Consider the following 13,879-nt stretch of genomic DNA (forward strand, 5'->3'; position numbering starts at 1 on the left):
CACAAAAGAATCTAAAGTTATATATTAAGCAAATTTAGCAATTGCATCTTCTAAAATATCCATACCTTCCGCTAGCTGCTCTTTATTCATAGTTATTGGAGCTAAAAAGCGAAGTACATTACTATGCAAGCCTGCTCCTACTACTATTAAGCCTTTTTTATAACATTCTTCTGCAATCTTAGATTTTTCTTCCGCAGCCGGCTCTTTAGTCTCTCTATCCTTAACCAATTCAATCGCCAACATAAATCCTTTACCTCTTACATCACCAATAATTGAATATTTATCTTGCATCTCTTCTAACCTAGCTTTCATTAGCCCTCCTAATTCATTAGCTCGTTCAACTAAATTATCTCGCTCAATTATATCTAAAACAGCCAAAGCAGCAGCACAACTGACAGGATTACCTCCATAAGTACCACCAATCTCTCCTCCTTGAGGAGCATCCATAATCTCTTCTTTACCTATAACAGCACTCAAAGGCATTCCTCCAGCTATAGATTTTGCAGTAGCAATTATATCAGCTTCAATTCCACAATCATCTATTGCAAATAAATTTCCTGTTCTAGCAAAACCTGTCTGTACCTCATCAACAATAAATAAAATATCATTCTCCTCACAAATTTTCTTAACCCCCTGCAAAAACTCTTTCGGAGGAGCAATAAACCCGCCTTCACCTTGTAGCGGTTCTACTACTATAGCTGCCACATCTTCCGCTGGAATATCTCGTTTGAAGATCTCAGCAAAATTATCTACACATTTCATATTACACTCTGAACGCTCTAAACCAAATGGACAACGATAACAATAAGCATAAGGTGCTTTATAGACTTCTGGTGCAAAAGGGCCAAAACCAAATTTGTATGGCTTTACCTTACTTGTTAAAGACATCGTCATTAATGTTCTACCATGAAAACCATAATCAAATGATATAATTGCTGATTTACCAGTATGTTTTCTGGCTATCTTAACTGCATTTTCAACCGCCTCTGCTCCACTATTAGCAAACATTGTCTTCTTAGAAGTAGAACCTGGGGCTAAATCAGATAACCTTTTGGCTAGTTCTATATAAGGCTCGTAGGCTGCTACATGAAAGCAAGTATGTATTAATTCTTCTGCCTGCTTTTTGATAGCCTCTACCACCTCAGGTGCATTATGACCAACATTAAGAACACCAATTCCCCCAGCAAAATCTAAATACTTATTACCATCCACATCCTCTAGCATAGATCCTTCAGCCCTTTTAGCAACAATAGGAGCTAAATTATAAACGCCTCGCGGAATATACTCCTTTCTTTCTTTCATTAACTTCTGACCTTCTGGTCCTGGAAGTTCTGTTTTCAATTTAATAGTCTTTTCATTTTTTTTCATAAATTTTTCCTCCTGTTAATTAGTCATCACATGTAAATAACTTTGCCTCTCTAATAATAGGCATATACTAATTCAATATATTTTCATGTAATGTTTGTGTTAATTATATGTTATCTTATGTGCATATTATACTTTGTTTATAGTCTTTTGTCAATGTTTTTTATTGATTTTCCCAAAAGTATTACATACACTTAACATTGAAGGTCATGTTTTTGCTTTCCTTCTAAAATTATTGTCCTAGAAATAAGGGGCTTTCATAAATTTTCACATCAAAAAAAGCGTAATACCAGATTTGGTATTACGCTTTTTACTATTAATATTAAAACTTCTAAACAACTACTCTTTATATTCTTCTAAAACAACAAACTCTAACACATTCCAGCACTACTTAATGCTATACCAAAAAACTCTTGAATGAATCCCATCTGTAGTAAAATACTGCTCTGCTCTAGCATCCATTTCCCATCAGGTTTAATTTTAAACCTTTAGTTCTCAATTTAAAACCTCCTAATCACAATCAGGACAAAATTTTTGCCTTCCTCTATGTCGTTTTCCCATCTGTGGTTTAAAATCAGAACCACATTTTTTGCATCGCGGCTTAAATTTATAATCCCCACCTTGAAATCTGATTGCTTTTCCATCTATTAAAGCCTTAGCAATCTTCTTTCTAACTTCGGTTAATATTCTTTGAAAAGTTGGGCGAGAAACTTCCATCCTATCTGCTGCTTCTTGCTGAGTTAATCCTTCTTTATCCTTTAATCTAATTGCTTCTATCTCTTCAATAGTTAAAGATATCTCTTCTAATTTACATTTAGGAATACCAGCCGGCTTAAAAAACTTAACTTCTGGTATATTTTCAACTCTTCGTTCCTTAGTTGGACGTACCATATTATCAGCTCCATTTTTAACACTAGATTATATCATATCTTACTATAAAATATCAACTAAATATACTTTTTAATTTTCCTTTAATCCACTTCCAGTGCAAAAGTATATGCAAAATAATCAAAAAAGAAAGCAATAAACTCGAATATATATGCATAGATTTCCAATTGCCCCGAGTAAGATTAAAGAGAAGATTTAACCCACTACTTCCTCCAGGCAACAAAAGCCAGATAACTATTCCAGAAGTACAAGAAATAATAAAAGTCAAAAAAGCTAAAACATCAATAATGAAGTTTAATCTAGATTTCTCCATATTCCCCCCTGTTTTCGTAAAATTATAAAATCAATTCGATATATAATTCTCTTTCTCTATTTTATAAATATTAAACTCAAACTTTTTTTATCAAACTAATTACTTAAAAGACCAGCTTGCAAGCTGGTCTTTTAAGTAATTAGTCAGCTCTATCTTTTAATTGAGAAATTCTCTCTCCAATAACTTCTAACTGATTCTCTAACATTTCTTTTTCTTTTTTAAGATAATTAATTTCATTTTCTTTAGCTACTTCGTGATTAACAAATTGAACATCTACATTAGAATTATAAAATTTTCGTCCAAATCCTCTACTTCTGTCAACAATTCTTCTACCTCGACCAACACCTCTTCTTCCTACTTTCATACAAGTTACATTAGCATTTGCAAAACCAGGTCGATTAAATCCTGCACAATAACCAGCAGCTCTACCAGTCATAGAACCAAATCCTTCTGGCCCTCTTCCATCTCCTCTAGGCATCTTAATCACTCCTTAATATTTTGAGTATTAACATCTTTTCTTAACTAACAAAACTGATTTCGAATTAAAATTTCTCTGCCTTTATGAACATATGATAATAACTACTAAATTTTTTATCTTCCCTTTCGTCCTTTACCACGTCTGCCTACTTTAGAATTATTTCCCTCGTCTGTGCCACATGGACCAAGACCTCTACCAGTTTTAGATCCTAATCCATCTGGGCCAGTTCCATCCTTTCTAGGAATATTAATCACCTCTTTAAAGTAATTTTAACCTTTCTTCTTAATTATATTATATGTTCTTTATGAACATATGTTAATAACTTATTTAAAAATATAACTGGTTTTTCTTCAGCCGTCAATAACCCCATTGAAATAACCTTAGTATTATAAATTTTAGGAGGAATTATCTTTTCATCTTCTGCCCTCTAGCTTCTCCTTCTAACCTTACTAGGAATACTAAATTCCATGATATCAGCATCAATAATCCCAACTTGATTACCAAGTTCATCTAACTAAAATCTAAATTAGCAGTTACAGTAGATTTTCCTATTCCTCCTTTCTCACTTGTTATAGAAATTATTTTTTGTTTTATGCTTCCATGTTCAAGCTCAAAACCTCCATCTTTTATTTTATATATTTTAGACCTCCCAGTTTATAAATTAGTTGATAGTTGACGGTTTACAGTTTACAGTTAAAAATCAAGAACTTAAAACTCAAACCCATAAAACCCTATAAATTAAGTTTCAAAGAAGGTTTTGATTTTAAGATTTAAAGGAGTTTATGGTTTTAACTGTCGACCGTCAACTGTAAACTGTAAACTGATATAAAGTGGCAGTTTGCCACTTTATATCTAGTGTTCACAATCATGATCATCATGATCACAAATAGCATCTTTTGTATCTAAATTATCAGCTAAATAAGACTTAACTCCTACTTCAACATCTCCAGTTACTCCAGTTACTACTTCAATATTATTTTCATCAAATAAATCAACAGCTCTTCTGCCCATTCCACCAGCTAAAATAGCATCTACATCTTTTCCATTTAAAAATTTAGGTAAAAATCCTGGCTTATGCCCTGGATTTTGAATGATTTCTTTATTGACAATCTCTCCCCCATCAATATCAAAAATAGTAAATTCTGGACAACGACCAAAATGACCAGCTACTTGACCTCCATCAGTAGGAATTGCTACCTTCTTCATATTAACCACTCCTCTTTTTTAATAATAATGCTCTCAAATAAATTAAAGCCTATTATGGCACTACTTAACAAATATTTAAATCCTTCTCCACTCCCGCTTTAATTTACAATATACAATTTACAGTTTACAATTAAATTCAAAACCATACAATCAAAACACTAAAATCCTCAATGTCTGTAAGATATCATACAATTAAACATCTCCACTTACAATATTTTCTTTTAGCTGAGAATACTATAATAAAATTGATAATTTTTCTTTTGTTTGTACCCAAATCTCCCTAATTGCCCTTGCAACCTCACTATCAGGGGCATAATCAACTACAAGTTCCCCCTGTTCCATGGCCTTAACAATAGTATCAGCAAATGGGATCTTTCCTACTAGTGATATCTCATTTTCTTTACAAAAAGCTTCCATCTCTAAAGCTAAATCTTGATTTAAATCATACTTATTAATCACCAATAAAGGAAGAATATTAAAATGATCTACTACCTCTAATACCCTCTTTAAATCAGCTAAACCTGATTTAGTCGGTTCAGTAACAAGCAATACAGCATCAGCCCCATTAAGAGAAGCAATTACTGGACAGCCAATCCCTGGGGAACCATCAACCAAAACTAACTCTTTATTCCGTTTTTTAGCTACTTTTTGGGCTTCTTCTTTTACTCGACTGACTAATTTACCAGAATTTTCAGCTCCAATTTTTAATTTAGCATGAATCATCGAGCCAATCTGAATAATAGAATGAAATAACTTCCCTGTATCTTGAAGTTCAAGTTTTAATGCATTAACAGGACATTTAGCTACACATAATCCACATCCTTCACATTTAATAGGATTAATCTGATTATCAGAATTTATAGCTCTAAAATTACAAAGTTCTCTACAAATACCACAATCAATACATAAATCTTCATCTTTAACTGCTAATTTGGCCCCTTGATAAATATCTTGAGCTAAAATCTCACCTTCGAGTAATAGATGTAAATTGGGAGCATCAACATCACAATCTGCTACAACTAAATTTTGAGCTAAAACAGCTAAGTTAGCAGTCAAAGTAGTCTTTCCTGTACCTCCTTTACCGCTTAAAACTGTCAAACTCTTCATTCTATCAACCCCTATTTTTAATTTACAATTGACAATAAGGACATTTGTCCGATTAAAACAGTACAAAGTGTTCTTATTTAGTGTCATTACATTTGACCGCCCACTATATATTGTATATTAAAGGTTGGGAGGACAAATGTCCTAACACAAAATTGATAATTAAAACCTATAAATTATCAATTACCTCTCGAAATTTATCTTTCCATTTTGGTAATTCTTCTACAAAAGGAATCCCTTCTGAATATAATTTAGCAATCTGGCGTTTAAAAGGAACTTTTAATAAAATAGGAATCCCATTTTTCTTACAATAATCTTGAATAATCCCATCTGCTTCTTGCTGTGAACGATTAATAATTACTCCATAAGGTTTATCTAAATCTTCAACTAATTCTACTGCCATCTTTAAATCATGAAGACCAAAAGGGGTTGGTTCAGTAACTAAGATAGCATAATCACTATCAATAGTAGCTTCTATTGTAGGACAAGTAGTCCCTGGTGGTGCATCAATAATAACTAATTTTTCATCTTTAATCTCTTTTTTTATTTTGGAAATAATTGGAATGGAAGAGGCTTCACCAATAGTTAACTCACCTTGCCAATATTCTAATCCATCAATATCTAAATCCCAATTTATCTTTCCAACACTTCTCTTTTCTTCTGTAATCGCATCTTGAGGACAAATATGTTTACATCCCCCGCAACTATGGCAGACCTCAGGATAAACTAAAACTTCATCTCCTAACATGGCCAAAGCATTATACTGACAAAAATCAACACATTTTCTACAACTATTACATTTACTTTGCTCTATAATTGGAACTTTACGCCAAACAGTTTGCTCATTATCAGCAAAGTCAGGTTTTAAAAACAGGTATGAATTAGGCTCCTCTACATCTGTATCAAAAAACTGTACATTTTCTAAAGACAAGGCCAAATTAGTAGCAATTGTAGTCTTTCCAGTTCCACCTTTTCCACTTAAAACTGTTATCTTCATTTTATCACCTTATTTTAGGCCATGATGTCCCTGATTAGTTGGCCCATCTACTTCTTTTAATTCCCCAGCTTTATAAGCAGTTAAACAATCTTGAATACTTACTTCCCCATTGCTACTAGTATAGACTTTAATTCCTGCCTTCTCTAATCCTCTAAAAGCTTTAGGGCCAACTCTACCAGTAATTAAAGCATCTGCTTTTTTATCTGCTAACAATTGAGCTGCTTTTATTCCAGCTCCACTAGAAGAACTAGTAGCTTCATTTTTAATAAATATTAATTCCTTACCTTCAATATCAATAATCCCAAAATAAGCTGCTCTACCAAATCTAGTATCAAGCTCAGATTCAAACCCAATATCATCTTTAGCAGTTATTACTAGTTTCATCCTTAACCACTCCTTTAATATGTTATTGACATATGATAAAAACCTCTAAAAAAATATCCTGCTGCTAGTAAATCAAATTACAATCTTATTATAACCCAATTATGAACATATGTCAATAACATATCTGGATTTTTACTAATTGAACAACTTTACTAAGACATTTATAATTCTTGCTATTTTTTTAATCGACGCCTTTCGCCGTCCACTTGTCGCCAAAAAATCTATAACTGATAAATAGAATTCAACATACTAAAACATTCAAATCTTTAATTTTCTCCTATAACATAATAAGTTCTAAAATCTCTTTTTCCTATTGAAGTCTTAAAGGTTTTCTGATCTCTGATATTTTTTGTGAAATTCTATCTCACCGACATTTCGCCGACCAAATAGTCGGCACTATCTAACACAAGATAATATAAAATCACATCTTATTCTTTTTACTATTTATTCATCATCTATCGCTCCTAATAATTCATTTGCAAATTGTTTAATATTTTCTTCTTTAATTTTAGACGTGGTTTTATCTACTTTGGCCAACTTCTTAATTATCATTTTAAATATAAAATTCATCTTCTCAAAATTATATTCGTAACCAAAATATCCCTTTACCTCTGCTTGTTCTAACAACTTCTGCTCAAAACAACTTGATAACTGTTCATCTGCTTTCTCCTCATAACCACAACAAATAAACAGACCTAGCTTCTTGTCCATAAGTTGATTCATATTACCCTCACAAAAATTCTTCACTTCCTTTTGAATCTTTCCTGCATAGATAGAACCACCAATAACTATTAGATCATAATCATTTAAATCTTCTACATTTCCCGTAGCCAAATTAACTACCTTTATCTCTTCTCCTAAGTATCCTGCCAGCTTCTTAGCTGCCTTTTCAGTAGCACTATACTTTGTAGAATAAACAACTAATTTTTTCATTCCTTATTCATCCTCTACTCCCTCTCTAAGAGCATTCTCAGTTGCTTTTAATATAGTCTTACTACTTATCGTAGCTCCACTAATCACATCAACTTCTAATGTCTGTTCTTCTAAAACATTTTCAACAATCAGTTCTGCCTTACTCCCTCTCCAATTTTCATGCTTTAAAATCTCAATATCCTTAATTTGATGCCCTTCAACTTCAACTGCTACTACCACCACTACTTCTCCAGCAATATGTTCACCTTCATATCTTCCATCCTGCACCTGGATTAAATCAACATTTTCAATGTGTGTATCTGCCAAGATCCCTTCTACATCTACATTTATACAACCAACTAAAATACTCACTAACACAAATCCAATTAATAAAAGAAAAACTTTTTTTCTAATTTTAATCATTATCCTTCACCTCTTTTTATTTTTTAATAATTCTCTAACTTTCAACTTTATCTTCTAATTTAAATATGTATATAATAAACAATATCAAGCTAACTACTGTTAATAAACTAGAAATGATAGCCATAGGATAATCTACAACAGTTGACCTCCATTCTGCAAACCCCCATGATAAACATACCGTTACTGTTTTTATCAGCATTATTCCTGCTAATAGATTAGCAATTGGCTTTTGCTGTAGAAGTTTCACAACCGTTATACCAAAAAGAGGAAAATATAAAGTTGAATCTAAAATCGGGACCGCATAAACATTACTAGGTACATTTCTTTGAATATAAGGAATAGGAATTAACACCCAAGTGGGGGCAAGTACTACTAAAATCATTATTAAAAAGACGGCACTAGAAATCCTAATCCCCTTAGATAAAGATGCATCGTTAACTTTCTCCATATTAAAGCTTTCCATACCAAAATAAAGCCCATGTATAGATAGCCCAAAAATCAATAATTAAACCAAATACAAAGGTGTATATACCCCTTGTATTACAAAAATTCCATACGCATATAAAAAGTAGCCCAATAAACCTAAAACTACTATAAAAACCCTATAATACTAGCTCTTAATAAATATAATGATAAGCTCAGCAGAAAAAAAGCCAACAAAATTGAGATTATATCCTGATTTATTGCACCATTTAGATTAGATTCTGACATAGTTCCTGCTAAAAATACATCTTCATTTTTTCCTTCATAATACCCTCTTCTCTATTCATTATTTAATTTTCTAACACATACTCGACTTCCCTTATTATCTTTTCTATCACCTCTTCTTTGGTCATATTAACCCCTCTTCTTTTAATAAAGAACAATAGATTTCCATGAATGGAGTTAGCCATTAATCCTAATAAAATTTCTACATCTTCTTTGCTTATCTCTTCTTCTTTAGCGTACTCTTCTAAATTTTTTGCTGATAATTTTACCACCTCTGGTACATAATTTTCTCCTATAATCTCTTTTGGAGGAACACCTAAATCCTCAAGAAATAAGAGTTGATATATATTAGGATTTTCAATGAAAAATTTGGCATATACCTTAGCTAGATTAATAGCCTTCTCTTTTGGATTATTATATTTCTTTGCCTCTTCTAATAACTCTTCTTTACAGTCATCAAAAAAATCTACTATACAATAAAATAACAGTTCATTTAAATCTTCAAAATAGTTATATAAAGTTGCTGCAGCATAACCTGCTAAATTAGCTACCTTTTTTACAGTCAAATTGTTAACCCCTTCTTCTTTAACAACCTTCTTAGCTGCTTCAATAAAATATCCTCTCATCCTTTGCTGTTGAATCTCTTTTCTATCCATTTCTTCATCTCCTTTGTAACTTTCAATATGAATGGTATTCACAATGTGAATATCATTCATATTGTATAAGTATACTTTATAATCTTTTATTTGTCAATACTCTCCGATAAAAATATCCAAAAATAAATAAAGTATGGTTAACTTTAAAGTTAACCATACTTTATTTTCTAAAATTTTATCAATATAAGGGTCTAGAGCTTTTAATTTAAATTATTTTCTTTTACTTATTATTAATCTTCTTCACGATCATTTCTTACCTGAGCATGAAAAGGATCTCCAGTTTCATCAACATCATCATCCACTTTAATATGATTAACTACCCCAGTTACACCACGAGCTTTAGCAGTAACTTCATCTGCTTGCTGTCTTAACTCTTCACTATTAACAGTACCTAATAAATGTACTACTCCTTTTTTACTCTCAGCTGTTATCTTATTTTCTAACTCAGTCTGAATTTCAATCTCTTCAGCCACTTCCATATCAACATCATCATCAGTAATTGCACCATCTATACTAACTTCCATCTCTAACTTCTTGTCATCCACATCATTATTAGAATCTACCTTATTTCTCCAACATTAGTTTTTCTAAACGTAATGGCTCGATATACTCTCCATCCTTGAAAGCTCTCATATTTCCTCCTGATATTTCATCTATCAATACAATTTCCCCAGAATCTCCTACCCTACCAAACTCAAACTTGATATCATAGAGCTCAAGCCCTTTTTTACTAAGCTCATCTTTGACTACATCTGCAATCTTCTGTGTTAATTCCTTTACTGTCTCATATTCATCAGCAGTTAATATGCCCAACATATCTAAAGCATCCTTAGTGATCGGTGGATCTTTACGCTCATCATCCTTAAGAGTAATCTCCACAAAAGAATCTAGGGGTTGTCCTTCTTCAACATACATACCATAACGTCTATAAAAGCTCCCTACTGCCCTATGACGACAAATTACTTCAATTCCTTCTCCAAATACTTCCGCAGGCATTACAGTCATAGTTGCTTTCTCAATATCTGCATCAATATAATGAGTAGGTATTCCTTCTTCTTTTAATCTTTCAAAGAATAACTTTGTTAATCTCAATCCTGCTCTTCCCGCTCCTTCTATTGTTAGTCCAACCTCATTTGCTCCAGGATCAAAGACTCCATCCTCACCTGTTACATCATCCTTAAATTTTAATAAGTAGTTGCCATCCTCTAAAGCATATACATCCTTCGTCTTCCCCGTATAAACTAAATCCATTAATACCAACTCCTTAATTTTAATATAATGCTCTCCCTACAAGTCTTATTAGACTTTCCGTAATAAAAACCATTTACTAAATTAAAGCCTGTTAGCACAATGCTTCGCAGATAACTAAATTTCTCTATCCCCCCGTCTAATTGACAATTGATAGTTGATATGATTTTTATGGTTTTCACGAAGGGGCTTGTTCTTTTAAGACCCGTAAGAAATTCAAAATCACACGTTTAAAACACTAAAATCATCCATATTACTAATATGATGATCTCTTAACTTTATCATTTCCTGACTAAATTTATCTTTTATTATATCATATAAAGAGACTAAGTTCATCCTTTATCTCTACAGTACCCCATCTTATCCTCTTATTTCTATAAAAACTAAATCTGCTAAAGCAGGAATTAAATATTTTTTGCTGAAAACGGTACAATAAGATAGTATATCTAAAAACAAAATGACCTTCGGTCATAGCCTAAGGCTAAGTCTAAGGTTAAGTAAACCATTAAAACCTTTAAAAATAAAAGTTATCCACAATCTTTAAAAAACATAATTGCCTAAACAATAAAAACGAATCTAGGAGAATAAATTTATGGAATTAATAACTTATCAAGAAACATTACAACAAGAATCAACAGTCTATATTGATGTGAGAACATCTGATGAATTCAAGGAAGCAACTATCCCTGGAGCAGTCAATATCCCTATCTTTAATAATCAAGAACGGGCCAAGGTCGGAAAGATCTACACCCAGAAAAGCCCTGCTCAAGCTAAAATGCTGGCAGTGGAGTTGGTAGCACCTAAGATACCTGAACTGCTAAAACAGATCAAACCATTGACCGAACAGTATGAAAGTATCATTATCTTCTGTGCTAGGGGTAGCTTAAGAAGTGAAAGTATTGCCCTCTTCTGTGAATTGGTAGGGCTCACTGTCTATAAGTTAAAGGGAGGTTATAAATCCTATCGTCGGTTTATTCTCAACGAGTTAGAAGGCTACGATTTAAATAGTAGATTATTAGTTCTTCACGGATTTACTGGAGTTGGTAAGACTGAACTCCTTTATCGATTACAAGACAATGGAATCCCTATCATAGATTTAGAAAAACTAGCCAACCACCGTGGTTCAGCCTTCGGTAGTATTGGCTTAGGTGTGCCTACTAATCAGAAGAAATTTGACTCGTTACTCTGGAAAAAATTAGAAAATTTAAACAAAACACCTCTAATCGCTATTGAATCTGAAAGTAAGAGAATCGGTATTTCCGTCTTACCAGACTTCCTATTAGAAGCAATGGAAGATGGTATCCATATCTTAATTAAGAGTTCACTGGAAAGCAGGGTCAACCAGATCCTCACAGAATATTCAGCTAGTTACAAAAAAGACAAAACGACCTTCATTAAGCGGGCTTTAGAATCCATTTCAGTAGTCAAAAAATATCTGATCAAGAAAGCAGGAAAAGATGATTATCAAAAATTGGTCAATCATTGTCAAGCAGGAGAGTTAGAAAAAGTAGTTAAGATTCTTTTAACAAAGTACTACGATCCTCTCTATAAATATTCTCAAGATCAACTTAACGGTTTTTCTCTAATAATTGAAGATGATAACTTAAACAAAATAACTGACCAATTGATTAAGTCCACTACTAACCTAGAGCTACATTAAAGAACTTAAAAAAATCTAAGTGAGCAGTTGGCCCACTTAGATTAATATCATAAAATGTTAAATTTGAAAAGCCACTTCTTACTTCTCTACTCATAATTTAAAATTTTATCTTCATTTTATTCTAGTCATTCATCGATCCTATTCTTTTCTAAATTCTTTTCAGCAGCTTCTATAATCTCCTTTAATCCAGTTCTACCTCTATTAATATTTTCATCTTCAGCTGCTTCACTAGCTGGAGAGCTTAATAATACTTGATCATTCCCACTTGTTTGTGCCATACTATCCTTAAAATCACTTTGTTGCCCTTCTTCTATTTCTACCTGAGACATATCAACCCTACCTGCTTTTATATTTCCCTGCCTTGTATTTCTAGGATCAAGGTTTCCAATAATCTCTTCTGCCACATCATCATCTGGAAGCCCCTTATCTTTTCTATTCTGCTCTTCCTTAATTTAAAACTCACCTCCGAGAATATATTTTATAAATTAGCAATTAACCATTATATCCTCCAATTATTCTTGCAATGTCCTCTTTAAAACTTTTTGATATTTCTATCTCAAGATCTACTTGAGATAAAAGATCTCTTTCTTCTTTTATATTATGCTGGCGTGTACCTCCAGGATCGAGATTATCAATAGCTTCCTCTGCAATATCATTATCTAGAAAGTCATTATCTCTTCTATTCTGCTCTTCCTTCATTTAAAACTCACCTCCTAGAATATATTTTGCAGATTAAATACAATAAAAATACTAGTACTTTTTATCACCTAAACCAGTTCCATTACTGCCATAAAAATTAATATGCCTCCTGCTATATAATTAGCCCGATCACCAATCCATCCTGTCATTCGCCCTCCTAATCGAGAACCTGACCAGATAAAGAGCATACTAGCAGCTGCAGTAGCAATACTGGTAAAGAATACTGGATAATCCTGTAATCCACCAGAAAATCCTAAAAATAATGAATTTACTCCCAGGGCCAACCCCAAAGTTATAATTGCATACCATGACATATAATGCTTTTCTTTTAAGGTTGCTTCAACTTTTTGCTGAGCTTTTTCTTGATTATTCTCACTATATCCTTCCCACAAAAACCATAGACCAAATAGAACAAAAACAGTGACACTGATATATATATCGATCCTTTCGGGAAAGAAAAGAGCAAGTTGCTCCCCAATTAACAGACCAATAGCCATTGTCAACCCTGAAATAATAGCTATTCCAAAGATTGAACGTACAGCAAGTCGCCCTTTCTTTAATCCCATAGAAAAACCTATACTCAAGTCATCAAGGGTAGAAGATATCGCTAGTAAAATTGATGGTATCATTAATTATTCCTCCTTAATCTAAAACTATTTACTTTTATATTTCTCAATTTATTTTTTCTTTATTATACTAATTAAGCTTTAAAGTTAAAATATAATTTTTAAAAAATTGATTTTTATAAAATCAAGCTATAAATATAGACGTCCTATGTCAAGTAAAAATTTGGAACTTAATTTTAGGGTATAGTTTCCCCTAGGTCAATTTTTGAAAT

General features: G+C 32.4%; 19 protein-coding genes. 1 reads left to right on the forward strand and 18 read right to left on the reverse strand.

The annotated features are described in order from the left end of the window. Positions 1-24 precede the first annotated feature (24 nt). From gabT to MWH25_RS07925, 15 genes are all read right to left on the reverse strand, one after another. Entirely contained in the window at positions 25-1,368 is a 1,344-nt protein-coding gene (gene gabT, locus MWH25_RS07860; protein WP_248627101.1) for a 4-aminobutyrate--2-oxoglutarate transaminase, read from the reverse strand. A gap of 507 nt (positions 1,369-1,875) precedes the next feature. After that, positions 1,876-2,256, reverse strand: a complete 381-nt coding sequence (locus tag MWH25_RS07865; protein WP_248627102.1) for a DUF134 domain-containing protein — start codon at positions 2,254-2,256, stop codon at positions 1,876-1,878. A 52-nt stretch (positions 2,257-2,308) separates the two neighbouring features. Beyond that, positions 2,309-2,566: a DUF4405 domain-containing protein gene (locus MWH25_RS13150; RefSeq protein WP_428832804.1), complete on the reverse strand. Its 258-nt coding sequence runs from the start codon at positions 2,564-2,566 to the stop codon at positions 2,309-2,311. A gap of 139 nt (positions 2,567-2,705) precedes the next feature. After that, the gene (locus tag MWH25_RS07870) at positions 2,706-3,044 is read right to left on the reverse strand and encodes a DUF5320 domain-containing protein (protein WP_248627103.1); all 339 of its coding nucleotides are present in this window, start codon (positions 3,042-3,044) and stop codon (positions 2,706-2,708) included. A gap of 113 nt (positions 3,045-3,157) precedes the next feature. Beyond that, complete coding sequence (locus tag MWH25_RS07875; protein WP_248627104.1) at positions 3,158-3,298, reverse strand: DUF5320 family protein; 141 nt, start codon at positions 3,296-3,298, stop codon at positions 3,158-3,160. Between the two features lie 598 nt (positions 3,299-3,896). Further along, positions 3,897-4,250, reverse strand: coding sequence for a NifB/NifX family molybdenum-iron cluster-binding protein (locus MWH25_RS07880; protein WP_248627105.1), 354 nt, complete (start codon positions 4,248-4,250; stop codon positions 3,897-3,899). Positions 4,251-4,484: 234 nt separating this feature from the next. After that, entirely contained in the window at positions 4,485-5,357 is an 873-nt protein-coding gene (locus MWH25_RS07885; protein WP_248627106.1) for an ATP-binding protein, read from the reverse strand. Positions 5,358-5,523: 166 nt separating this feature from the next. After that, the gene (locus MWH25_RS07890; RefSeq protein ID WP_248627107.1) at positions 5,524-6,351 is read right to left on the reverse strand and encodes a P-loop NTPase; all 828 of its coding nucleotides are present in this window, start codon (positions 6,349-6,351) and stop codon (positions 5,524-5,526) included. A gap of 9 nt (positions 6,352-6,360) precedes the next feature. Next, positions 6,361-6,735: a NifB/NifX family molybdenum-iron cluster-binding protein gene (locus MWH25_RS07895; RefSeq protein ID WP_248627108.1), complete on the reverse strand. Its 375-nt coding sequence runs from the start codon at positions 6,733-6,735 to the stop codon at positions 6,361-6,363. Positions 6,736-7,179: 444 nt separating this feature from the next. After that, a complete protein-coding gene (locus MWH25_RS07900) occupies positions 7,180-7,668 on the reverse strand; it encodes a flavodoxin domain-containing protein (protein WP_248627109.1) in 489 nt (162 codons plus the stop codon). A 3-nt stretch (positions 7,669-7,671) separates the two neighbouring features. Next, on the reverse strand, positions 7,672-8,070 hold the full coding sequence (locus tag MWH25_RS07905) for an FMN-binding protein (RefSeq protein ID WP_248627110.1): 399 nt from the start codon (positions 8,068-8,070) through the stop codon (positions 7,672-7,674). 34 nt (positions 8,071-8,104) lie between these two features. Further along, a complete protein-coding gene (locus MWH25_RS07910; RefSeq protein ID WP_248627111.1) occupies positions 8,105-8,572 on the reverse strand; it encodes a hypothetical protein in 468 nt (155 codons plus the stop codon). Between the two features lie 271 nt (positions 8,573-8,843). Continuing rightward, a complete protein-coding gene (locus MWH25_RS07915; protein ID WP_248627112.1) occupies positions 8,844-9,434 on the reverse strand; it encodes a TetR/AcrR family transcriptional regulator in 591 nt (196 codons plus the stop codon). Between the two features lie 230 nt (positions 9,435-9,664). Further along, the gene (locus MWH25_RS07920; protein WP_248627113.1) at positions 9,665-9,979 is read right to left on the reverse strand and encodes a BON domain-containing protein; all 315 of its coding nucleotides are present in this window, start codon (positions 9,977-9,979) and stop codon (positions 9,665-9,667) included. Between the two features lie 19 nt (positions 9,980-9,998). Further along, on the reverse strand, positions 9,999-10,685 hold the full coding sequence (locus tag MWH25_RS07925) for a phosphoribosylaminoimidazolesuccinocarboxamide synthase (RefSeq protein WP_248627114.1): 687 nt from the start codon (positions 10,683-10,685) through the stop codon (positions 9,999-10,001). Between the two features lie 589 nt (positions 10,686-11,274). Between MWH25_RS07925 and mnmH the strand changes: the two genes are divergently transcribed. Continuing rightward, positions 11,275-12,342 (forward strand): tRNA 2-selenouridine(34) synthase MnmH, encoded by a 1,068-nt coding sequence (gene mnmH / locus MWH25_RS07930; RefSeq protein WP_248627115.1) that lies wholly within the window; start codon positions 11,275-11,277, stop codon positions 12,340-12,342. A gap of 125 nt (positions 12,343-12,467) precedes the next feature. On the opposite strand, the gene MWH25_RS07935 is transcribed toward mnmH, so the two are convergent. The 3 genes from MWH25_RS07935 to MWH25_RS07945 form a co-directional block, all read right to left on the reverse strand. Further along, entirely contained in the window at positions 12,468-12,746 is a 279-nt protein-coding gene (locus MWH25_RS07935) for a hypothetical protein (RefSeq protein ID WP_248627116.1), read from the reverse strand. Positions 12,747-12,834: 88 nt separating this feature from the next. After that, positions 12,835-13,041: a hypothetical protein gene (locus MWH25_RS07940; RefSeq protein WP_248627117.1), complete on the reverse strand. Its 207-nt coding sequence runs from the start codon at positions 13,039-13,041 to the stop codon at positions 12,835-12,837. Between the two features lie 68 nt (positions 13,042-13,109). Beyond that, entirely contained in the window at positions 13,110-13,670 is a 561-nt protein-coding gene (locus MWH25_RS07945) for a manganese efflux pump MntP (protein ID WP_248627118.1), read from the reverse strand. Positions 13,671-13,879 lie beyond the last annotated feature (209 nt).

Origin of the sequence: Natroniella acetigena, assembly GCF_023227745.1 — a bacterium.
GTDB lineage: Bacteria > Bacillota > Halanaerobiia > Halobacteroidales > Halobacteroidaceae > Natroniella > Natroniella acetigena.

Coding starts and splice junctions, on each gene's coding strand:
- MWH25_RS07940 (WP_248627117.1), bottom strand. CDS start 13,041: ATGAAGGAAGAGCAGAATAGAAGAGATAATGACTTTCTAGATAATGAT.
- MWH25_RS07870 (WP_248627103.1), bottom strand. CDS start 3,044: ATGCCTAGAGGAGATGGAAGAGGGCCAGAAGGATTTGGTTCTATGACT.
- MWH25_RS07895 (WP_248627108.1), bottom strand. CDS start 6,735: ATGAAACTAGTAATAACTGCTAAAGATGATATTGGGTTTGAATCTGAG.
- MWH25_RS07925 (WP_248627114.1), bottom strand. CDS start 10,685: ATGGATTTAGTTTATACGGGGAAGACGAAGGATGTATATGCTTTAGAG.
- mnmH (WP_248627115.1), top strand. CDS start 11,275: ATGGAATTAATAACTTATCAAGAAACATTACAACAAGAATCAACAGTC.
- MWH25_RS07865 (WP_248627102.1), bottom strand. CDS start 2,256: ATGGTACGTCCAACTAAGGAACGAAGAGTTGAAAATATACCAGAAGTT.
- MWH25_RS07890 (WP_248627107.1), bottom strand. CDS start 6,351: ATGAAGATAACAGTTTTAAGTGGAAAAGGTGGAACTGGAAAGACTACA.
- MWH25_RS13150 (WP_428832804.1), bottom strand. CDS start 2,566: ATGGAGAAATCTAGATTAAACTTCATTATTGATGTTTTAGCTTTTTTG.
- MWH25_RS07945 (WP_248627118.1), bottom strand. CDS start 13,670: ATGATACCATCAATTTTACTAGCGATATCTTCTACCCTTGATGACTTG.
- MWH25_RS07915 (WP_248627112.1), bottom strand. CDS start 9,434: ATGGATAGAAAAGAGATTCAACAGCAAAGGATGAGAGGATATTTTATT.
- MWH25_RS07905 (WP_248627110.1), bottom strand. CDS start 8,070: ATGATTAAAATTAGAAAAAAAGTTTTTCTTTTATTAATTGGATTTGTG.
- MWH25_RS07880 (WP_248627105.1), bottom strand. CDS start 4,250: ATGAAGAAGGTAGCAATTCCTACTGATGGAGGTCAAGTAGCTGGTCAT.
- gabT (WP_248627101.1), bottom strand. CDS start 1,368: ATGAAAAAAAATGAAAAGACTATTAAATTGAAAACAGAACTTCCAGGA.
- MWH25_RS07900 (WP_248627109.1), bottom strand. CDS start 7,668: ATGAAAAAATTAGTTGTTTATTCTACAAAGTATAGTGCTACTGAAAAG.
- MWH25_RS07885 (WP_248627106.1), bottom strand. CDS start 5,357: ATGAAGAGTTTGACAGTTTTAAGCGGTAAAGGAGGTACAGGAAAGACT.